Below are 19,757 nucleotides of genomic sequence, written 5' to 3'. Positions count from 1 at the left end.
GATCGGTCACCGTCGCTGTCGGAGCGACGATTTCGCCGGCGTGTTCCACGTCTTCGGGTTCCATCGGCTGGGCGGGTATCGCGCGGTTCATTGGCTGCTCCACGCCGCTGCTGCCAGCCGCTGCAGGTATGCGCGCACGTCTTCGGGCCATGCGGCGACGAGCTCTGCGAAGCGCTTGCCGTCGCTGGCGAAGAGGGCGCGCGCCGCCTCCTCGAAGCCCGGCAGATCGCCCCCCATCGCGCTCATGAAGCGGTAGGCGGCTTCGCGCGAGGCGCGCTGCGCATCGCGGTCGGCGTGGACGCGGCGCGACTCGTCGATCAGCCGGCGCAGCGCCACCGAGGCGCCGCCGGGCTGGCGACTGAGCCAGTCCCAGTGGCGCGGCAGCAGGGTGACCTCGCGCGCGACCACGCCGAGCTTGGGGCGGCCGACGCCGCGGGTGGTTTGCTCGTCGGAAGCAGAGCCTTCCGCAACGGCTGACACGTCTTCACGCAGATCGAGATCGAGGCGCTGGCCGGTGCTGTCGTCGAAGACAAAGACCGTCTGGGCATCAGCGCGTGCGCGCAGCTGCGCGACGACTTCGGCGCTCGGCCCTGCAGCGATGCGCTCGAAGCCGGCAAAGGCGGTGAGGGTGGGATCGGGAACAGAGGACATGGCGCGAATAATACCCGGGGTAAAAGGTATTTTGCAATCTACCCGGGTGAAAATTTTCGCGCGAGTCCTCCGCAGTGCATCTGATGTACCCCGACACGCGTCGCGAACCGGCAGCGAATCCGCCCTCGAGCGAGGACGGCCGCGAGTGAGCTCCGGTCTCCGGTCAGGCGTTGGCTGCCACCGGCCTCTCGGCGCTCAGCCCTTGAAGCAACCAGAGGTAGCTCAAACAACAGGCCATCGCCAGAACGGCGAAGACGGCGCGGTAGGCATCGACGACGGGCCAATGCGCTGCCTGGAGCCGGTCCAGCGCCGCGCCCACGCACCATTGGGTGGTGAAGACACCGGCGAACAGCAGCAGGTTGAATGCCGAGATGGCGCGTCCGGCTTCGTGGGCGACAAAGGCCATGCCGATGGCAGGATGCGTGAGCGCGAGAACACTCGACAGCGCGCAGTAGATGGCAAATGCTTCCCAGCCTGCGCGCGGCCCGAGCCAGGCGACGGCCGCAAGCGCGATGAAGCCGAACGGCAATCCCCGCAGGATGATGCGCTCGGCGCTCAGCCCCGCTCGATGCAGACGCGGGTTGGCCATGCCCCAGAACCAGAACACGAAAAGCATCGTCAGGTTCATCGCGAACAGGCCGCGCGCGGCCTGGGTGGCGGAGTAGCCGGCCACCGCAGTCATCCAGGGGCCTGCCCACAATGTCTGGACGGCCACGAGCACGCCGTAGTTGACGAACCCGATCCACGCCATGCGCCGGAAGTAGCGATTCGCGAAGATGGGGGCATAGCTCGTGAACAGGTTTTTGCGCCGTGAGGATGCCGCTGGGGTCTGCACGGTGGGCACTTGCCAAGCCGTTCCGAGCATCGTCAGCGCGAAGAAGAGGGCGAGCACCAGGAACAGCGATCGCCAGCCGTAGAGCGGCAAAGCCCATTGCACCGGCAGCGTGGCGGTCAGCAGACCCAGGGAGCCCACCATCAGCATCCATGCGTTGGCGCTTTGTTGCTGGCTGCCTTGCAGCCATAAGCGCGCTCCGGTGAGCGGCGCAATCAGGCATGCGCTCACGCCCACGCCGCAGATGAAGCGCGCCAGCAGCAAGGACACGAAGCCGTCCGCCATCGCAAAGGCGATGCAGCTGAGCGCTGCCGCGGCCAGTGAGAAGCTCAAAACGCGCCGTGGCCCGAAGCGGTCGAGCCAGTTGCCCAGCGGTAACTGAAGCATCGCGAAGCCGAGGAAGTAGGCGCCGCCCAGCAGGCCGAGCTGGCTCGACGAGAGCGCGAATTCCTGGGTCAGCGCCGGCGCGAGTGTCGCGGTGACGCCGCGCACCAAGGACGAGAGGAAGTAACCCAGTGCGAAGACGGCGAAGACGACGAGCGCCCGGCCGCGGGTCATTGCCGTCATCGTGGTCAGCTCCAGAAGGTCAAGGGCTGCGCATCGCCACGGAAGCCGAGAAACGAAGACAGGGTCAGCCGGTCGGAGCCGGCGCCCGCCGCAACCGCGTGCAGCTTGCGCGCGTTGAAGAGAATCAGGTCGCCCATTTGCGGCTTCACGACGATGTCGGGCGGGCCAAGCGGCTCGATGTCCATGCCGTACTTGTCGCCGCGCCGACGCAGGAACTCGGCATCGGTGATCTCCTCGCGCCACATCATGAGTTCGCCGCCGTGCTGCGGCACATTGACGTAGATGTTCACGGCCATCTGCATCAGCAGGTCGTTGGCCTCGGCATCATGGGGCGCGAGCCGCGCGAAACAGTCATGGTGCGCCAGCAGCGGTGCGCCGGGACGCATGTTGCGCGACAGGCCGACGAACATCTTGCGCCCGGACAGGCTCTGAAGACTTGCACCCGAGGGCCAGAGCTCATCGACCACGCACCGAAAGACATCGATGGGGCACTGGTAGGGCGCGCATGCATTGCGCAGGAGGCGGATGTTGGGCAGCGCGGTGGCAAAGTACTGGTCGATGAGCTCGGCCTTGCCGCCGGTCTCGAAGAAGGACATCCCGATGCGACCGACGGCCGGCGCATTGAGATAGTCGTCATACCCTTGGCGCAGCAGGCCGCGCGCGATCAGGTGGCACACGCCGGCGGATATGAAGCCAGGAATGCGCACGATCAGGGCTTCCTGGAGCGTGAGGGCCTGTAGCGCATGGTGGCTCAGCCCACCGGGGAACGTGAGCAGATCGCGTGGCTTTTCTTCGATGACGTTGGACATGGTGTTCTCAGCTCCAGAAGCTCAGGGGATTGGATTCGCCGCGATAGCCGACGAAGCAGGACAACGCAAGGCGGCTGCGCCCGGTGCCGGGCGAAACGGCATGCATCTTTCGGGAGTTGAAGATGAGCAGGTCGCCCGGAGCGGGCCGCACCCTGACATCTGGCGGGCCCAGTCGATCGATGGGAATGCCGTAGTGCTCACCGCGCATCCTGTTGAATGTTGCGGGTGCGATCTCGTCACTCCACATCAGTAGCGAACCACCGGCACCAGGCATCTGGAGGTAGATGTTGGCGCCGAATTGAGCGCTGAGGCTGGTGGCCTCGGGGTGGCCTGGCGCGTCTTCCGAGAAGATGTCGTGATGCGCCAGGAAGGTGGTGCCGGGCTCGACGCTGCGAGAGAGGCCGACGAACATCTTGCGGCCGCCCAGACCCTGCAGGCGCGCGCCGTGCGGCCAGACTTCGTCGAGCGTGCAGCGCATGGTGTCTATCGGCGAGCAGAAGGGCGCGCAGGCGCGCCTGAAATCGGAGAGATGCTGCGGCGCCGAGGCGAAGTAGCTGTCGATGAGCTCGGACTTGCCTTCGGTCTCGTAGAACGCCATGCCGATGCGCCGCACGCTCGGGACGTTCAGGTACGACGAATAGCCAAGGTGCTCGGCACGCTGGGCCAGCAGCGCGCAAGTGGCGGGGTCGACGAAGCTGCGTATGTGCAGCACCATGGCCGCGCCGCTGGCGAGCGCGACGAGGGCCCGGGCGCTTAACTCGCCGCGCGTCGCCGACAGGACGAGCTTCGAGTCATGCTCATCATCGATGAACGTGTCCATGTATGAGGTCTCCCTGATTTGCCGTGGTTTTCAAGAGGCCGCGAAGACTGAGCTCGCGTGCGGTGAAGGCCGGCAGTTTGCGCTCGTCAACCCTGATTGAGAATGCGCACCTCAGGCATGACACTGAGGAATAAATTTCTGCAATGGGGAGGATCGGGATGCTGGGAATGGAGTGGCTTCTGACATTCACCGAGACCGTCAAGCACGGCTCGTTCGCCGCCGCGGCACGAGAGCTCGGGACCACGCCTTCGACGGTGGCCAAGGCCGTCGGCCGGCTCGAATCGACGCTGCGGCTTCGGCTTTTTCATCGCACCACGCGGCGCGTAACGCTGACCTCCGATGGCGAGCGGCTCTTCGACCGCTGCCAGCGGGTCATCGCCGAAATCGAAGAGCTTCAGGCAGAGGCCCTGGGCACGATGACCAGGCCTTGCGGAACCTTGCGCGTGGATCTGCCGGTCGTCTTCGGTCGCGAGCGCGTGATGCCCGCCATCGTCCAGCTCGCGGCCAAGCACCCTGAACTGCGGTTGGATGTGCGGCTGTCGGATGCCTTCGTCGATCTGGTGGAGGAGGGCGTCGACCTGGCGATCCGCATCGGCGCCATGTCGGATTCGCGCCTGGTGGCGAGGCGCATCGCGAGCCAGGACTGGGTCTTGTGTGCCGCGCCTGCCTATCTGGATGCCCAAGGCCGTCCCGAGGATGTGTCGGCGCTGGTCGGACACCGGGCCATTCTGTTCCGCATGCCGACCAGCGGTCGCGATCAGGTCTGGCACTTTCGCGAAGCCCGACGCAATCGCGACTTCCGTGCCGTGGCCCAATTCCGGTTCTCCGACGGCGAAGCCATGGCGCAGGCGACCGAGCTCGGGCTTGGCATCGCGCAACTGCCCGACTACATGGTGAACCGCCAATTGGCTGCGGGCACCTTGATCGAGCTGCTGCCGAACTGCCGGCCGCCCAGCACGCCCATCCACGCGGTGATGCCGGCCAACCGAATGGTGCCGGCACGGGTGCGGGCGATCCTGGATGAATTGACGCCGCTGGCGTCTGTATCGGCGCAGCGCCGCGCCGCATAGCGCGACCTGTCCGCCCGGCGCCCGAAGGCGGCATCGGGCGCAACAAGAGTTGTTGCAATGTATCGGGCCGGACGCACAAGGCGATCCGCGCCCTATGGCAAACTTGCCCGCTTCGTTTTTCTCTTCTTCTCGCCATCCGCAGGCGCCCGCGCGGCGTCCGCAGCGAACCTCCTCCCAGACATGCAGAAAATCATTCGCCAGCTCGCGGCCGAGATCAAGGTCGGCGAGCACCAGGTGAAGGCCGCCGTCGATCTGCTCGACGGGGGCGCCACCGTGCCTTTCATCGCACGCTATCGCAAGGAGGCCACCGATGGGCTCGACGATGTGCAGTTGCGCGAACTGGAGGCACGCCTCGCTTACCTCCGCGAGCTCGAGGATCGCCGCGCGGCGGTGCTGAAGAGCATCGAGGAGCAGGGCAAGCTGACGCCCGAACTGCGCGCCGCCATCGATGCCGCACCGACCAAGCAGGAGCTGGAAGACCTCTACCTGCCCTACAAGCCCAAGCGCCGTACGAAGGGCCAGATGGCGCGCGAAGCAGGCATCGAGCCGCTGGCCGACAAGCTCTTCGCGGACGCGACGCTGAACCCCACCGAGGAAGCTGCGGCTTTCGTCAAGCCCGCTGCGGACGGACTGGATTTCTCGACCGTGCAGTTGGTGCTCGACGGCGTGCGCGACATCCTCTCAGAGCGCTGGGCCGAGGACGCGGTGCTGGTGCAGCGCCTGCGCGAATGGCTGTGGGCCGAGGGCCTGTTCAAGTCCAGCCTGATGGCCGGCAAGGACGAGAACAACGCCGACGTCGCCAAGTTCCGAGACTACTTCGACTACGACGAGCCGATCGGCCGCGTGCCCTCGCATCGGGCGCTGGCGGTGTTCCGCGGCCGCGCGCTCGACATCCTCGACGCCAAGCTGGTGCTGCCCGTCGAGCCCGAGCCGGGCAAGCCTTCGATCGCGGAAGGCAAGATCGCGCTGCACCTGGGATGGAGCCATGCAGGCCGCGCAGCCGATGACCTGATCCGCAAGTGCGTGGCCTGGACCTGGCGCGTGAAGCTCTCGCTCTCGACCGAGCGCGACCTGTTCTCGCGGCTGCGCGAGGAGGCCGAGAAGGTCGCCATCAAGGTCTTTGCCGACAATTTGCGCGACCTGCTGCTGGCTGCACCGGCCGGGCCGCGCGTTGCCATGGGCCTGGACCCGGGCATCCGTACCGGCGTGAAGGTCGCCGTGGTCGATGCCACCGGCAAGCTGGTCGACACCGCCACCGTGTTCCCGCACGAACCGCGGCGCGACTGGGAAGGTTCGCTTCACACACTGGGCAAGTTGTGCGCCAAGCACGGCGTCAACCTCATCGCGATCGGCAACGGCACCGCCAGCCGGGAGACCGACAAGCTGGCCGCGGACCTGATCAAGCTGCTCGCGAAGATGGCCGAGCAGGCCGGCGCGCCGCCGCTCAAGGTCGAGAAGGTGGTGGTGAGCGAGGCGGGCGCCTCGGTCTATTCCGCCAGCGAGTTCGCCTCGCAGGAAATGCCTGACGTCGATGTCAGCCTTCGTGGCGCCGCAAGCATCGCGCGCCGGCTGCAGGATCCTCTGGCCGAGCTGGTGAAGATCGACCCGAAATCCATCGGCGTCGGCCAGTACCAGCACGACGTGAACCAGAGCGAACTGGCGCGAACCTTGAATGCCGTGGTCGAAGATTGCGTGAACTCCGTGGGCGTGGACCTCAACACCGCGAGCGTGCCGTTGCTGTCGCGCGTCTCGGGCCTGTCCGCGGGCGTCGCCAAGGCCGTGGTGCGCTGGCGCGAGGCCAATGGCGCCTTCGCCACGCGCAAGCAACTGCTGGAAGTCACTGGTTTCGGCGGCAAGACCTTCGAGCAGAGCGCGGGTTTCCTGCGTATCCGCGGCGGCACCAATCCGCTGGACGTGACGGGCGTGCACCCAGAGACCTACCCTGTCGTCGAGCAGATGATCGAGAAAACGGGCAAGCCCATCGAAGCGCTGATGGGTCGCGCCGAGATGCTCAAGACGCTGAAGCCCGAGCTCTTCGCCAACGAGAAGTTCGGTGTGATCACGGTGAAGGACATCATCGGCGAGCTCGAGAAGCCGGGCCGTGATCCGCGTCCGGATTTCAAGGTGGCGCGCTTCAACGACGGCGTCGAGGACATCAAGGACCTGGTGGAAGGCATGGTGCTCGAAGGCACGGTGAGCAACGTGGCGCAGTTCGGCGCCTTCGTCGACCTGGGTGTTCACCAGGACGGCCTGGTGCACGTCAGCCAACTCTCGCACAAGTTCGTCAACGATGCGCGCGAGGTGGTGAAGACCGGCGACATCGTCAAGGTCAAGGTGATGGAGGTCGACGTCGCGCGCAAGCGCATCGGGCTTTCGATGAAGCTCGACGCGGCGCCTGGCCGCCGCGACGGCCCGCGCGACAACCGCTTCGAGGGGGCCGGGCGCGGCCAGCAGGGTCCGCGTCGCGACAACGCTCCGCAGCCGGCGGGCCAGATGGCCAGCGCCTTCGCCAAGCTGCAGGGCCTGCGCAAGTCATAGATAGCAAGGGAAAGCCTGCATGCCTGATCCTCGCCACGCTGTAGAGCGCGCCCTGCCGGCGCGAACCGCCGCAGCGGCCGGCACCCGCGACCTGCACGCGGACTACCTGAAGGCGGCCGGCATCGTCGGCGTGGTCTGCATCCACGCGGGCCTGCCCTTCCAGGATGTGTACCGCTTCGGCGTGCCGGTGTTCATCGGGCTGTGGGCCTACTACCTCGAGAAGGCCCTGGCGCGCCGCGCGTCCGGGACGCACCTGGCCTACCTGGGCCAGCGCCTGGCGGAGTTGGGCGTGGCCTACATCGCCTGGACCCTGCTCTATGTCGAGAAGTTCTACGACGGGCGGTGGGAAGCAACGCCGATGCACACCATCGTCGGTGGTTGGTTTGGTGGCTACGGGTGGTCGGGCCAGTACTACTTCGTGATCCTATTCCAGCTCACGCTGCTCTTTCCACTGTTGCGGCGATGGGTGGCAGAAGTGCCGACCCTGCCGGTGATCGCGGCCGGCGTGGCACTCAACGTGGCTGCGGGCTACTGGATGTTCGAGAACCGATGGATCTCGGCCGTCGGAGACCGGCTCTTCATCTACTGGATTCCGTATGTGGCGATGGGCGTCGCATTGGCGCGCGGCGAGTTCGGCCGCAGGCCCGGCCTGGGTATCGTCGCGGTGCTGCTGCTGCTCGCGGCGCCGATCGAGAGCCGGCTGTTCGCCGAGCACTCGCCCTACCTGACGCTGACGGTGACGCTCGCCTCCCTGCTGCTGATGATGAGTGCCGTTGCGGCCGATCGTGCGCCGCCGAGACAGCCTGGGGTGCTGGGCCGGGCGGTCGCCTTCATCGGAAGGAACACCTTCGCGATCTACGTGGCCAATGTCGCGATGCTCGAAATCAGCAAGAGCATCGGCTTCACGGCCTTCGCCGTGTCCCATGCGGGCCCCTTGGGCCTGTTCGCCGTGGTCGCGGCAACGATGTTCGGCGGCCTCCTTGTCGGTTGGCTGCTGCAGGTCCTTGGCCTCGGTGTGCTGGTCGGCAAGCGGTGAAAGCCTTGCGCATCTACGCGGGTGCGACGGGACGAGTGGTTGCACGCGGCAGCCCGGCGGCGGTCGTGCACTCGCTCTGAGTTGGCGCCAGCCGCGGCGGCTACAGTCGGGCATCCATTTCAAACCACGGGGAAGCACGACACCATGAACGCCACAAGAATCATCGGCCTGATCCTCATCGTTGCCGGCATCGCGGCCATCGGGCTCGGCGGCTTCAGCTTCACCAAGGAAACGCACCAGGCCAAGATCGGCCCGATCGAGCTGTCGGTGAAGGAAAAAGAGACCGTCAACTTCCCGACCTGGGCCGGCGTGGCGGCGATCGTGGTGGGCGGAGCACTGGTGGCATTTGGCGGCAGGAAGGGCTGAGACCCGGCCGGCCGAGTGCCACGCGTCAGGCGCCAGTGATCCAGGGCACGACCGCGGCTGCGACAGCGGCATGCGCCGCGTTGCGATCGGCCATCGATGCCTTGGTCTCCGTCAGGTAGACCGACAGCAGGATGGGCGCGCGTCCCGGCGGCCGAAGGATCGCGATGTCGTTGGCTGCGCCGTTCTCGCCCGTGCCGGTCTTGTCGCCCACCTTCCAGTCCGCGGGCAGGCCGGCGCCGATGCGCTCGCCGCCTGTCTTGTTCCCGTCCAGCCATTGCAGCAACTGGGTGCGCGAGGCGGGCGAGAGCGCATCGCCCAAGAGAATCTTCTGCATGCTGCCCACCATCGCGGCCGGCGTGGTGGTATCGCGCGGATCGCCGGCACGGGCTTCGTTGAGGGCGGTCTCGATGCGGTCCAGCCGCGTGTGCGCGTCGCCCAGCGAGCGCATGAAGGCGGTAAGGCCTGCGGGGCCGCCGAAGCTCGCAAGCATCAGGTTGCCGGCGGTGTTGTCGCTCAGCGTGACCGCGGCCTCGCACAACTGGGCCATGGTCATGCCGTCGGTGCCGGCGTGCTTCTCGGTCACAGGCGAATAGGTCACGAGGTCGTTGCGCGAATAGGCGACACGGCGGTCCAGGCGCTCCTGGCCCCGATCCACCCGCGCCAGCACCAACGCCGCGGCGACAAACTTGAAGGTGCTGCACATGGCGAAGCGCTCGTCCTGGCGGTGGCCGGCGCGGCGGCCATTCGCGGTGTCGAGCACGTGGACGCCCAGCCGGCCTCCGGTTTTCTTCTCGATCTCGGCGAACTGTCGCGCAAGGGCCGGACGGGCCTCGGCCCGGATGTCGAAGGAAACGGCGGCCATCGGGAGAAGAAGGGCGCCTGCGAATTGACGTCGTTGAATCATGGGGATGCGTGCTCCTGAAAAGCAGCGACTTTCCGCCATGGACGGGGGCGGCACAAACGATAGTATTTGCTGTCTCGCACAAGAAAATCTTATGGCTCGCACCCACCTTCCCCTGAACGCACTGCGAGCCTTCGAATCCTCGGCGCGCCACCTGAGCTTCACGCTGGCGGCGGCCGAGCTCAACGTGACGCAGGCCGCGGTCAGCCAGCAGGTGCGCGGCCTCGAGGCGCGGCTGGGCGTGGCGCTGTTCCGCCGCCTGCCGCGCGGGCTGGCGCTCAGCGACGAGGGCCATGCGCTGCTGCCGGTGCTGGCCGAGTCCTTCGGGCGCATGGAGGCGGTGGTCCAGCAGTTCGACAACGGCCACTTCTTCGAGGTGCTGACGGTCGGCGTGGTGGGCACCTTCGCCGTCGGCTGGCTGCTGCCGCGTTTGCGGCTCTTCCGGCAAAGCTGCCCCTTCGCCGACCTGCGGCTGATGACGCACAACAACGTGGTCGACCTGGCGGGCGAGGGGCTGGACTGTGCAATCCGCTTCGGCGACGGGAACTGGCCAGGCCTGGAGGCCGAGCACCTGATGGCGGCGCCGCTCTCTGTGCTGTGTGCGCCGGCGATCGCAGCGCGCATCGCCAAGCCTCGCGATCTCTCGCAGCAGACGCTGCTGCGTTCCTATCGGGCCGAGGACTGGCCCGCCTGGTTCGCGGCATCGGGCGCGGACTGCCCGACGATCCGCGGCCCGGTGTTCGATTCCTCGCGGCTGATGGTGGAAGCGGCCATGCAGGGCGCCGGGGTCGCACTTGCGCCGGGCTCCATGTTCGAACGCGAGCTGGACGAAGGCCGGCTCGTCCGGCCGCTTTCGACCGAGGTGATGACCGGCAGCTACTGGCTCGTGCGGCTCAAGTCGAGAAAACCGAGCGCCGCGATGGAGGCCTTTCGCCGCTGGCTGGTCGACTACATCGAGGCTTCGAGCATCTCGCGGTAGTCCTCGCGGCTCGCGAGCCGCGGGTTGGTCTTGTGGCAATGGTCGGCCATTGCGCCGTCGATGATCTGCTCGAAGATCGCGTCCGTCACCCCCACCTCGCCGAGCCCCTTCGGCAAGCCCAGGCGTGCACTCATGTCGCGGATCGCCGCCGAAAGGTCACCGGGCGAGTCGAGGTTCATGGCCTGCGCCATGCGTTGCAGGCGCTGTTCCTTCTGTACCGAATCCGCGCCCGCGTTGAAGCGGATCACGGCCGGCAGGAAGAGGGCGTTGAGCGTGCCGTGATGCAGGCGCGGGTCGATGCCGCCCAGGCTGTGGCTCAGCGAGTGAACGCAGCCCAGGCCCTTCTGGAAGGCCATGGCGCCCTGCATCGAAGCGCTCATCAGGTTGAGGCGTGCCTCGCGGTCGCTGCCGTCCTTGGTGGCGCGCTCGATGTAGTTCCAGGCGCGCTGCAGCCCGTCCAGCGCGATGCCGTCGGCGGGTGGGTTGAAGGCGGCCGACATGAAGGTCTCCATGCAGTGCGCGATGGCATCCATGCCGGTGGCGGCGGTGAGCCGCGGCGGCAGGCCCAACGTCAGCTCGGGGTCGCAGATCGCAGCCTTCGGCATCAGGAACCAGCTGTGGAAGCCGAGCTTGCGGTGGTCGTCCACGATCACGATGGCGCCGCGCGCCACCTCGCTGCCGGTGCCGCTGGTGGTGGGCACGGCGATCAGCGGGGCGACGCGCTCGGTGATCTTCGGCGAGCCGCCTTCGATGGTGGCGTAGGTCTTGAGCGGCCCCTCGTGCGTGGCCGCGATGGCGACGCCTTTCGCGCAGTCGATGGCGGAGCCGCCGCCGACGGCGATGAGGCCGTCGCAGCGTTCGTCGCGGTAGAGCGCGGCGGCGGCGCGCACGGCGGCCTCGGTGGGGTTGGAGGGGGTCTGGTCGAACACCGCGGCTGGCAGGCCGCCGAGCGCGTCCAGCGCCTTTTGCAGGATGCCGGCGGCGCGCACGCCGGCGTCCGTGACGATCAGCGGCCGGGCGATGCCGATGCGGTCGCATTCGCTGCGCAGCAGCTGGATGGCGCCGAAGTCGAACTGGATCTGGGTCAGGTATTGGATGAGGGCCATGGGGCGTATGAAGTGGAAGCTACGATTCGGCCTTCCAATTTAACAAGTGCCGCCTGTCTTGCCCATGACCCAAACCCTCGCGCCGCCGCTCACCGCCAAGATGGCCGGTGTGGTCGAGCGCATGGCCCGCGCCCAGCCGGCGCCGTTCTTCACGCTGACGCCGGCCGAGGCCAAGGCGGCGTACGAGAAGGGCGCCGGCGTGCTCGAGGTCCCCAAGCCGCAACTGGGACGCGTCGAGGACTTCGAGATTCCCGCGCGCGACGGGCATTCCATGTCGGCCCGGCTCTATGCCCCTTCGCACGACGTGCTGCCGGTCCTGCTGTTCTTCCATGGCGGCGGCTTCACGGTCGGCAGCATCGCCACGCATGACACGCTGTGCCGCGTGCTCAGCCAGAAAAGCGGTTGCGCCGTCGTGTCGGTGGACTATCGACTGGCGCCCGAGCACAAGTTCCCGACCGCCTCGAACGACGCATGGGATGCCGTGCAGTTCGTTGCGCGGAGCGCCGCGGAGCTGGGGCTCGACGGCAGCCGCCTCGCGCTCGGCGGCGACAGCGCGGGCGGCACGCTGGCCGCGGTGTGCGCCATCCTGGCGCGCGACGCGGGCCTGCGGGTCGCCTTGCAGATCCTCATCTACCCGGGCACCACTGCGCACCAGGACACACCCTCGCACCGTCGCTTCGCAGAGGGTCCGCTCCTCGGCGAGCAGCTCATCACCTGGTTCTTTGCCCAGTACGTCAACACGCCGGCCGACCGCGACGACTGGCGCTTCGCCCCACTCAACGCCGAAGACGTCGAGGGCGTCGCGCCCGCCTGGATCGGCCTGGCCGAGTGCGATCCGGTGGTCGACGAGGGCATCGCCTACGCCGACAAGCTGCGCGCCGCAGGTGTGCCGGTGGACCTGGAGATCTACCGCGGCGTGATTCACGAATTCGTCAAAATGGGCCGTGCCATCCCCGAAGCGCTGCAGGCCCAGGCCGATGCGGCGCGCGCCCTGAAGGAAGCCTTGCAACCATGACCGAGAACACCCGCCGATCCGACTACCGCTTCTTCCACCGCCTGCGCGTGCGCTGGGCCGAGGTGGACATGCAGAAGATCGTCTTCAACGCCCACTACCTGATGTATTTCGACACCGCGATCGCCGACTACTGGCGCGCGCTTGCGTTGCCCTACGAGGAGGCGATGCACGCGCTGGGCGGCGACCTCTACGTGCGCAAGGCCACGGTCGACTTCCAGGCCTCGGCACGGGTCGACGACGTGCTCGACGTCGCCATGAAGTGCGTGCGCGTGGGCAACTCCTCCATCATTTTCCAGGGCGGGCTGTTCCGCGGCGACGACTTCCTGGTCGGGTGCGAGCTGGTCTACGTGTTCGCCGATCCGGCCACGCAGACCTCGAAGCCGGTGCCGACGTTGCTGCGCGAGATCTTCACGGCCTACGAATCCGGTGAAGCCCTGGCCGAAGTCCGCACCGGCAACTGGGCCGAGCTCGGCGAAGGTGCAGGCGCAGTCCGCCGCAGCGTCTTCATCGAGGAGCAGCGCATTCCCAAGGAGCTGGAATGGGACGAGCACGACGAGAGCGCCGTGCATGCGGTGGCGCGCAACCGGCTGGGGCAGGTGATCGCGACCGGACGGCTGGTGCCGGGCGCGCCCGGCCAGGGCCGCATCGGCCGGATGGCCGTGCACCGCGTGCTGCGCGGTGGTGGCCATGGCGCGGCGGTTCTGCGCGCGCTGGAGGACGCTGCCAAGGCGCGCGGCGACCGCGAGGTGATGCTGCATGCACAGCGCAGCGCCGAGGCCTTCTACACGCGCCTCGGGTATGCGCAGCATGGCGAGCCGTTCGAGGAAGCTGGCATCCCGCACATCGAGATGCGCCGCGCGCTCTGAGCGCCCGCCGTTCGTGCCGCCACGCCGATGAACCTCCGCCTCAAGATCGTCGCGCTGGCCGTCGCGCCGCTGCTGGTCGCACTGGCACTGGTGGCGCTGGCAGTGCGCCACCAGGAGCGCGACCTGGCAACCCGCGAGCGCGCGCTGATCGAGCAGACCTACATGAACCAGCGACGCAACGAGCTGCGCAGCTACGTGGCGTTGGCGGTCAGCGTGGTGCAGCCGCTGTACGACACGGGCCGGAACGACGAGGCGACGCGCGCCGAGGCCCTGCGCCGGCTCGCCGCGCTCGACTATGGCAACGACGGCTACTTCTTCGTCTATGACCTGCGGGGACGCTCTCTGATGCATTCGCGGCAGCCCGAGCTGGTGAACCAGGATCTGTGGGAGCTGCGCGACTCACGCGGGCGCTTCACCATCCAGGAGCTGATCGCCCGGGCTCGCGACGGCGGCGGCTTCGTGGAGTACGAGTGGCGCAAGCCCTCGAGTGCCCAGCTCGCGCCCAAGCTGGGCTACGTGACGGCGCTGCCGCGCTGGAACTGGATGCTCGGGACCGGCCTGTACCTGGACGACATTCAGGCGACCATGCAGACGCTGGATCGGCAGATGAATCTCAACGTCACCACCACCCTGCTGTGGATCGCAGCCATCGCGGCGCTGTGCCTGGCGGCGGTCAGTGCCGGCGGGCTGCTGCTCAACCTCAGCGAGCACCGGGTGGCCGAGGCCAAGCTGCGCCTGCTCGCGCGCCAGGTGGTGCAATCGCAGGAGGAGGAGCGCGGACGGCTCGCGCGCGAGCTGCACGACGGCACCAGCCAGACGCTGGTGTCCGCCAAGCTGCTGGTGGAGTCCGCCGTGGAGATGCTGGAGCGCGCGAACCAGCCCGCGCCGGCGGTGCTGGCCAAGTCGCTGGCGCGGCTCAACACATGCCTCGCCGAAGTACGACGCATCTCTCACCGGCTGCGGCCGGCGCTGCTGGACCAGTTGGGCCTGCCGGCCGCGCTGGAACGATTGGGCGCGGAGTTCGGCGAGGAGGGCGACGTGGCCGCCGCCGTCGCGGTGCAGGGCGAACCGCGCGAACTGCCGGAAGAGGTCAAGACCGCGCTGTTCCGTGTGACGCAGGAGGCGCTGACCAATGTGCGCAAGCACGCACGCGCGCGACAGGTGCGCATCGCGCTGGACTTCGAGTCGCGCGGCGTGCGGCTGGAAGTGAACGACGACGGCGTCGGCTTCGACCTGGCAGCCACGCAGCTCGATCCGCACCGGGGCATCGGGTTGCGCAACATGCGCGAGCGCATCGCGGCGATCGGCGGGCGGCTCGACTTGCACTCGGGCAGCAAGGGGACCGCCATCGTCGCCTTCGTCCCGGCGAAGAGCCTGGAGGCGGCTTGACGACGACGCAGCCGATCCGCGTCTTCCTGGTCGACGACCATCCGCTGGTCCGCGACGGCCTGCATGCGCGCCTCGATCCCTTGCCCGGCATCGAGATCGTGGGCGAGGCCGGCAGTGCCGCTGAGGCGCTGGAAGCGATCGAACGCCTGCAGCCGCATCTGGTGCTGGCCGACGTGGGCATGAAGGACATGAACGGCATCGAGCTGGCCGCGCGGCTGCAGGCGGTTGCGCCCGCGGTGCGCGTCGTGATGCTCAGCATGTACGACAACCCCGAGTACGTGCAGCAGGCGCTAACGGCCGGCGCGCGCGGCTACGTGCTCAAGGATGCGCCGGCGGCCGAGATCGTCGCGGCCATCGAGGCAGCGGCAGCCGGCGGGACCTTCTTGAGTCCCGCGGTGTCGCAGCGGCTGTTCCGCAACCAGGCGCCGCGCCCGCTGCTCACGCCGCGCGAGAGCGAGATCCTGTCGGCGCTCGGGCGTGGGGAATCGAGCAAGCAGATCGCGCGCGACCTCGGCCTGAGCGTGCGCACCGTGGAGGCGCATCGGCAGAGCATCAAGCGGCGTCTGGGACTCGAGGGGCAGGCGGAGCTGATCAAGTATGCGGTGGAGCATGCGCGGCAGTTCGGCAAGGGCTGAAAGGGGAGGGCGCGCACTCCCCCTGCTCCAGGAATCGAAGTGGCGGTTTTGTCAGGTGGGCTTTCGCCGCGCCATAACCCAGACCCTGGCCATATCGCGGGTTGCCGGTTGGGGACGTACCGTCCCGTTCTCCAGTTTCTCACTCATCTCCCGACGAAGTTCCTTGCCGCGCGGCACTGTCATCCGGACTGAGTAGCGCAAGTGGGGAATGTCGATCAAGGCCGTACCGTCGAAAGGATCTTCGGTGGTCGCCTTCATCGCCAACGCCTTGAAAAGCATCGCTGCGTCAGCTTCGGCAAGCCCTGCATCGCGCAAGAGCTCCTCCAGTTTGCTGCGGTCAATCCAATCGTCGGATAGCGCCAGCTCTTCCAGTTGTACCGCCGCCTTGTGTGCACCAAGTACAAGAGAATTCCTGGTGGATGGCGACTCACCACGGGCGTAGCACTGCCGAACCCTCGAGTACTCCTTCTCAGTACGAGGACCGAAGCAGAGTTGCAGCGCAGGGCCCATGCCCGCGATGACCGAGACGAGTACGAATGCGCCGCGATGGTGAACGAACGGGGTCGAGTGGACCATCAACTCGTCGCAGCCGCCAATAAAACCCCAGGGTTCGACCTGAGGTGCGTATGCCGTGCCGTGCGGGGGCGTCTGGAGTATTTCCGCGACCTCGTCGACAAAAACGGAAGGCAGTTGGCGTTCTATGAACGCCTGATGTTCCGGCGGATTCGCAAGCCCGGGTATGTACTCCATGCCTTCGATGTGTTGGTCATTGCAGTACAGGAGAAGCACGAACAGGTTCTCCCCTTCGGTGTCCTTGTGAGCGCCGTTTTGCGTCAGGTTGCGGCTGAAATAGAGGCCTACGTTGACCAGGATGTCCCATTCACCGTCTATCAACGTCGCGGCATGGGCCTGCAGGTACTTGACATAGCCGCACTTCGTCATTGCCTGCCAGATGGCGACTCGCAGATCTTCGGAGTGAGCGTTGAAGATTTCGATTGTTCTCGGCAAGTCCTCTGCCTCGGCAGAGCGCGGATCAAGACTCCCGTCGATGTGGGGTGGTTCCGCGAGCTTCGACAGCCCGAGCTCGCCACCTTGCCTTCGAAGAATCTTGAACCCTCCCAAGTTGTAGCCGCTGCCCCCGGCCAGGTCGATCCTGGTGCCAAGGGTTTCGCGCACCAGGCTCACGAAATGCTGCAGCCCTGCCTTCGCGTCTGGGTCGAGTGTGCCGATGAAGGGGCGCTCGAGCGGACGGAGCATGTTTTCCGCCAAGGCGGCATGAACCTTTTGCCGGCTTTCAATGTCGACGGTCTCCGGCGGTTTCGCAGAGCCCTGTGGGCTCGACAGATCGCACATCAAATCTGGACATTGCTTTTCGAGCAGATTCAAGGCGGCGTCGGAATCGCCAGTGAATCCGTGCGCGATGAGCTGTCTGAGCGCAGTGAACTTGATGATCCACCCGGGCATCCTCACGAGCCCCGATGGAAGAATCAACCGAATCGTTGACGGGTCTGCGCGGGTGCACGCCTCGGCATGCCCGTCGACCAGATGGTCCGACAGCTCCAGGCATGCCTGTGCATCGCAGTGACCCAAATTCAGCTCGCTGCTTGGATGCCTGGCGGCGCTGTCGAGCAAGCGCACGAGTTCTTTTCGTGCAGTGCAAGCATTCTGTGTTGCTCCCTGGGTCGCCCATGAGTCGAGCAGTCCCGAATCGGGCAAGGACGGAGCGTGGGTGGAAGCGTTTAGTTTGAGTTGGGTCGGCAGCGGCGTGCCGGAGGGAGATTTCTTGGTCAGAAACATGATTGCATCAAAGAAGAGTCCGTGGAGAGCGCCCCTGGAGGCGCCGTGGCTGAATGCATGGGTTGCAGACAGGGCCGCATTCCTTCGGGACAGAGGGATCCGGTGTGTGAAGGCCGCCAATGGGTGACGCGCGAGTCGGATAGGTTCCGCCCAAGCGCCAGCCAGTTCCCGCCAAAAGTCGCAGCCGCTCTTCGGTGAGCCCTGCCTCTGGGTTTTCCCTTAGGCAACACCACGCGGCCCGCCCTCGCGTTGCAACGGATGCCACCCAGCCAGCGAATCGGGACACTCGCCGGGTTCAACCTCTGGAGACATCCGCATGCACAGCATCCGCCGCCACCTGGTGTGGCTTGTCGTGGCCGTGGTCGGCGCCTTTTCACTGGGCACCGTGGCCCTGGCCCGCGGCGAGGCCATCAGTGCCCTGTGGGTCGTGGTCGCAGCGATCTGCTGCTACCTGATCGCCTACCGCTACTACAGCCTCTTCATCGCCGACCGGGTACTCGGGCTCGACGGCAAGCGCATGACGCCGGCCCATCGCCACAACGATGGGCTGGACTACGTGCCCACCGACAAGAACGTGCTCTTCGGCCATCATTTCGCGGCCATTGCCGGAGCGGGGCCGCTGGTGGGCCCCGTGCTGGCGGCGCAGATGGGCTACCTCCCGGGACTGCTGTGGATCGTGGCCGGGGTGGTCTTCGCCGGCGCGGTGCAGGACTTCATCGTGCTCTTCATCTCGACCCGGCGCGACGGGCGCTCGCTCGGCGACCTGGTCAAGCAGGAGATGGGCACCGTGCCGGGGCTGATCGCGCTGTTCGGCACCTTCATGATCATGATCATCATCCTCGCGGTGCTGGCGCTGATCGTGGTGAAGGCGCTGGCCGAATCGCCCTGGGGCACCTTCACGGTTGCGGCGACCATTCCCGTCGCGGTGTTCATGGGCGTGTACCTGCGCTACATCCGGCCGGGGCGCATCGGCGAGGTCTCGGTGATCGGCTTCGTGCTGCTGATGCTGGCCATCTTCGGCGGCCAGGCGGTGGCGCAGAACCCGGACTGGGCGCCGCTCTTCACCTTCGACGGCAAGGCGCTGACCTGGATGTTGATCGGCTACGGCTTCATCGCCGCGAGCCTGCCGGTGTGGCTGCTGCTGGCACCTCGCGACTATCTCTCGACCTTCCTGAAGATCGGCACCATCGTCGCACTGGCGATCGGCATCGTGTTCGTCGCGCCGACGCTGCAGATGCCGGCAGTGACGCAGTTCGCGCAGGGCAACGGACCGGTGTGGTCGGGCAGTCTCTTTCCCTTCCTCTTCATCACCATCGCCTGCGGCGCGGTGTCGGGCTTTCATGCGCTGATCTCTTCGGGCACCACGCCCAAGATGCTGGACAACGAGCGCCACGCGCGCTTCATCGGCTACGGCGGCATGCTGGCGGAATCGTTCGTGGCGGTGATGGCGCTGGTGGCGGCGGCCTGCATCGAGCCGGGCGTGTACTTCGCGATGAACAGCCCGGCCGCGCTGGTCGGCAGCACACCGGCTGCCGTGGCGCAGACCATCTCGAGCTGGGGTTTCGTGGTCACGCCCGAGATGCTGCTGCAGACGGCCAAGGACGTGGGCGAGAGCACGATCCTCGGCCGGGCCGGCGGCGCGCCGACGCTCGCCGTGGGCATGGCGCACATCCTGCACCAGGCCATTGGCGGGCCGGCCATGATGGCCTTCTGGTATCACTTCGCGATCCTGTTCGAGGCGCTGTTCATCCTGACCGCCGTGGACGCCGGCACGCGCGCCGGGCGCTTCATGCTGCAGGACCTGCTCGGCAGCTTCGTGCCGGCGCTGAAGCGCACCGACTCGATGGTGGCCAACCTGACCGCCACCTTCCTGTGCGTCGCAGCCTGGGGCTATTTCCTGTACCAGGGCGTGGTCGATCCGCTGGGCGGCATCAACACGCTGTGGCCGCTGTTCGGCATCTCCAACCAGATGCTCGCTGCGGTGGCGCTGCTGCTGGGCGTGGTGGTGCTGTTCCGCATGAAGCGGGAGCGCTACGCCTGGGTCGCGATCGCGCCGGCCGCCTGGCTGCTGGCGTGCACGCTGACGGCGGGCTGGCAGAAGATCTTCTCGGCCGACCCGAAGGTGGGCTTCCTGTCCCACGCGGCGAAGTACGCGGAGGCGATCGAGAAAGGCGTGTTGCTCGCGCCGGCCAAGACGCCCGACGCGATGGCACGCATCGTCTTCAACGACCGGCTCGACGCCGCGCTCTGCGGGCTCTTCATCTTCGTGGTGCTGAGCGTGCTGTTCTACAGCGTGCGCAGCGCGCTCGCGGCGCGCGCTGCCAACAAGCCGACGGCACGCGAAACTCCCTTCGAGCCGATGCCGGCGCAGGCGGCCTGA

General features: G+C 67.0%; 17 protein-coding genes. 10 read left to right on the top strand and 7 right to left on the bottom strand.

Features of this window, described 5'->3' with window-relative positions:
• Positions 1-87: 87 nt before the first annotated feature.
• The 4 genes from G3W89_RS14460 to G3W89_RS14445 all read right to left on the bottom strand — a co-directional run bounded on the left by G3W89_RS14460 (position 88) and on the right by G3W89_RS14445 (position 3,679).
• A complete protein-coding gene (locus G3W89_RS14460; protein WP_162574757.1) occupies positions 88-651 on the bottom strand; it encodes a DUF2239 family protein in 564 nt (187 codons plus the stop codon).
• A 163-nt stretch (positions 652-814) separates the two neighbouring features.
• Complete coding sequence (locus G3W89_RS14455; RefSeq protein ID WP_162574755.1) at positions 815-2,050, bottom strand: MFS transporter; 1,236 nt, start codon at positions 2,048-2,050, stop codon at positions 815-817.
• A 5-nt stretch (positions 2,051-2,055) separates the two neighbouring features.
• Entirely contained in the window at positions 2,056-2,859 is an 804-nt protein-coding gene (locus G3W89_RS14450; RefSeq protein WP_162574753.1) for a 2OG-Fe(II) oxygenase, read from the bottom strand.
• Between the two features lie 7 nt (positions 2,860-2,866).
• Entirely contained in the window at positions 2,867-3,679 is an 813-nt protein-coding gene (locus tag G3W89_RS14445) for a 2OG-Fe(II) oxygenase (RefSeq protein WP_197893559.1), read from the bottom strand.
• Positions 3,680-3,846: 167 nt separating this feature from the next.
• On the opposite strand from G3W89_RS14445, the gene G3W89_RS14440 reads away from it, so the two are divergent.
• From G3W89_RS14440 to G3W89_RS14425, 4 genes are all read left to right on the top strand, one after another.
• On the top strand, positions 3,847-4,749 hold the full coding sequence (locus G3W89_RS14440; RefSeq protein WP_197893558.1) for a LysR family transcriptional regulator: 903 nt from the start codon (positions 3,847-3,849) through the stop codon (positions 4,747-4,749).
• Positions 4,750-4,929: 180 nt separating this feature from the next.
• A complete protein-coding gene (locus G3W89_RS14435) occupies positions 4,930-7,287 on the top strand; it encodes a Tex family protein (protein WP_162574749.1) in 2,358 nt (785 codons plus the stop codon).
• Positions 7,288-7,306: 19 nt separating this feature from the next.
• On the top strand, positions 7,307-8,323 hold the full coding sequence (locus G3W89_RS14430; RefSeq protein WP_162574747.1) for an acyltransferase family protein: 1,017 nt from the start codon (positions 7,307-7,309) through the stop codon (positions 8,321-8,323).
• A gap of 144 nt (positions 8,324-8,467) precedes the next feature.
• On the top strand, positions 8,468-8,689 hold the full coding sequence (locus tag G3W89_RS14425) for a hypothetical protein (protein WP_162574744.1): 222 nt from the start codon (positions 8,468-8,470) through the stop codon (positions 8,687-8,689).
• A 25-nt stretch (positions 8,690-8,714) separates the two neighbouring features.
• Here the strand turns inward: G3W89_RS14425 and bla are convergent, their stop codons facing one another.
• The gene (gene bla / locus G3W89_RS14420) at positions 8,715-9,551 is read right to left on the bottom strand and encodes a class A beta-lactamase (protein WP_443083207.1); all 837 of its coding nucleotides are present in this window, start codon (positions 9,549-9,551) and stop codon (positions 8,715-8,717) included.
• Positions 9,552-9,684: 133 nt separating this feature from the next.
• Between bla and G3W89_RS14415 the strand changes: the two genes are divergently transcribed.
• A complete protein-coding gene (locus tag G3W89_RS14415; RefSeq protein WP_162574740.1) occupies positions 9,685-10,569 on the top strand; it encodes a LysR family transcriptional regulator in 885 nt (294 codons plus the stop codon).
• On the opposite strand, the gene G3W89_RS14410 is transcribed toward G3W89_RS14415, so the two are convergent.
• Positions 10,539-11,675, bottom strand: a complete 1,137-nt coding sequence (locus tag G3W89_RS14410) for an iron-containing alcohol dehydrogenase (RefSeq protein ID WP_162574738.1) — start codon at positions 11,673-11,675, stop codon at positions 10,539-10,541. The genes G3W89_RS14415 and G3W89_RS14410 overlap by 31 nt on opposite strands.
• A 64-nt stretch (positions 11,676-11,739) precedes the next feature.
• Between G3W89_RS14410 and G3W89_RS14405 the strand changes: the two genes are divergently transcribed.
• The 4 genes from G3W89_RS14405 to G3W89_RS14390 are packed head-to-tail and all read left to right on the top strand — an operon-like array spanning position 11,740 to position 15,580.
• Positions 11,740-12,690: an alpha/beta hydrolase gene (locus G3W89_RS14405; protein WP_162574736.1), complete on the top strand. Its 951-nt coding sequence runs from the start codon at positions 11,740-11,742 to the stop codon at positions 12,688-12,690.
• On the top strand, positions 12,687-13,556 hold the full coding sequence (locus tag G3W89_RS14400; RefSeq protein WP_162574734.1) for a YbgC/FadM family acyl-CoA thioesterase: 870 nt from the start codon (positions 12,687-12,689) through the stop codon (positions 13,554-13,556). The genes G3W89_RS14405 and G3W89_RS14400 overlap by 4 nt, the downstream gene beginning before the upstream one ends.
• Positions 13,557-13,583: 27 nt before the next feature.
• Positions 13,584-14,945: a cache domain-containing protein gene (locus G3W89_RS14395; protein ID WP_162574732.1), complete on the top strand. Its 1,362-nt coding sequence runs from the start codon at positions 13,584-13,586 to the stop codon at positions 14,943-14,945.
• The gene (locus G3W89_RS14390; protein WP_162574730.1) at positions 14,942-15,580 is read left to right on the top strand and encodes a response regulator; all 639 of its coding nucleotides are present in this window, start codon (positions 14,942-14,944) and stop codon (positions 15,578-15,580) included. Before G3W89_RS14395 ends, G3W89_RS14390 begins: the two co-directional genes overlap by 4 nt.
• Positions 15,581-15,631: 51 nt before the next feature.
• Here the strand turns inward: G3W89_RS14390 and G3W89_RS14385 are convergent, their stop codons facing one another.
• Positions 15,632-17,377 carry a hypothetical protein gene (locus G3W89_RS14385; RefSeq protein WP_162574729.1) on the bottom strand — a complete coding sequence of 582 codons (1,746 nt, stop codon included), beginning with the start codon at positions 17,375-17,377 and terminating at the stop codon, positions 15,632-15,634.
• A gap of 316 nt (positions 17,378-17,693) precedes the next feature.
• Here G3W89_RS14385 and G3W89_RS14380 point away from each other — a divergent pair, with 316 nt between their 5' ends.
• Positions 17,694-19,757 (top strand): carbon starvation CstA family protein, encoded by a 2,064-nt coding sequence (locus G3W89_RS14380; RefSeq protein ID WP_162574727.1) that lies wholly within the window; start codon positions 17,694-17,696, stop codon positions 19,755-19,757.

The sequence above is a fragment of the Variovorax sp. PBL-H6 genome (assembly GCF_901827155.1).
Taxonomy (GTDB): domain Bacteria; phylum Pseudomonadota; class Gammaproteobacteria; order Burkholderiales; family Burkholderiaceae_C; genus Variovorax.
This window is presented reverse-complemented; position numbering and strand designations above follow the sequence as displayed.

Excerpts from the sequence above, each read along its gene's own strand:
- G3W89_RS14460 (WP_162574757.1), bottom strand. The coding sequence starts at position 651 with ATGTCCTCTGTTCCCGATCCCACCCTCACCGCCTTTGCCGGCTTCGAG.
- G3W89_RS14455 (WP_162574755.1), bottom strand. The coding sequence starts at position 2,050 with ATGACGGCAATGACCCGCGGCCGGGCGCTCGTCGTCTTCGCCGTCTTC.
- G3W89_RS14450 (WP_162574753.1), bottom strand. The coding sequence starts at position 2,859 with ATGTCCAACGTCATCGAAGAAAAGCCACGCGATCTGCTCACGTTCCCC.
- G3W89_RS14445 (WP_197893559.1), bottom strand. The coding sequence starts at position 3,679 with ATGGACACGTTCATCGATGATGAGCATGACTCGAAGCTCGTCCTGTCG.
- G3W89_RS14440 (WP_197893558.1), top strand. The coding sequence starts at position 3,847 with ATGGAGTGGCTTCTGACATTCACCGAGACCGTCAAGCACGGCTCGTTC.
- G3W89_RS14435 (WP_162574749.1), top strand. The coding sequence starts at position 4,930 with ATGCAGAAAATCATTCGCCAGCTCGCGGCCGAGATCAAGGTCGGCGAG.
- G3W89_RS14430 (WP_162574747.1), top strand. The coding sequence starts at position 7,307 with ATGCCTGATCCTCGCCACGCTGTAGAGCGCGCCCTGCCGGCGCGAACC.
- G3W89_RS14425 (WP_162574744.1), top strand. The coding sequence starts at position 8,468 with ATGAACGCCACAAGAATCATCGGCCTGATCCTCATCGTTGCCGGCATC.
- bla (WP_443083207.1), bottom strand. The coding sequence starts at position 9,551 with ATGGCCGCCGTTTCCTTCGACATCCGGGCCGAGGCCCGTCCGGCCCTT.
- G3W89_RS14415 (WP_162574740.1), top strand. The coding sequence starts at position 9,685 with ATGGCTCGCACCCACCTTCCCCTGAACGCACTGCGAGCCTTCGAATCC.
- G3W89_RS14410 (WP_162574738.1), bottom strand. The coding sequence starts at position 11,675 with ATGGCCCTCATCCAATACCTGACCCAGATCCAGTTCGACTTCGGCGCC.
- G3W89_RS14405 (WP_162574736.1), top strand. The coding sequence starts at position 11,740 with ATGACCCAAACCCTCGCGCCGCCGCTCACCGCCAAGATGGCCGGTGTG.
- G3W89_RS14400 (WP_162574734.1), top strand. The coding sequence starts at position 12,687 with ATGACCGAGAACACCCGCCGATCCGACTACCGCTTCTTCCACCGCCTG.
- G3W89_RS14395 (WP_162574732.1), top strand. The coding sequence starts at position 13,584 with ATGAACCTCCGCCTCAAGATCGTCGCGCTGGCCGTCGCGCCGCTGCTG.
- G3W89_RS14385 (WP_162574729.1), bottom strand. The coding sequence starts at position 17,377 with ATGTTTCTGACCAAGAAATCTCCCTCCGGCACGCCGCTGCCGACCCAA.
- G3W89_RS14380 (WP_162574727.1), top strand. The coding sequence starts at position 17,694 with ATGCACAGCATCCGCCGCCACCTGGTGTGGCTTGTCGTGGCCGTGGTC.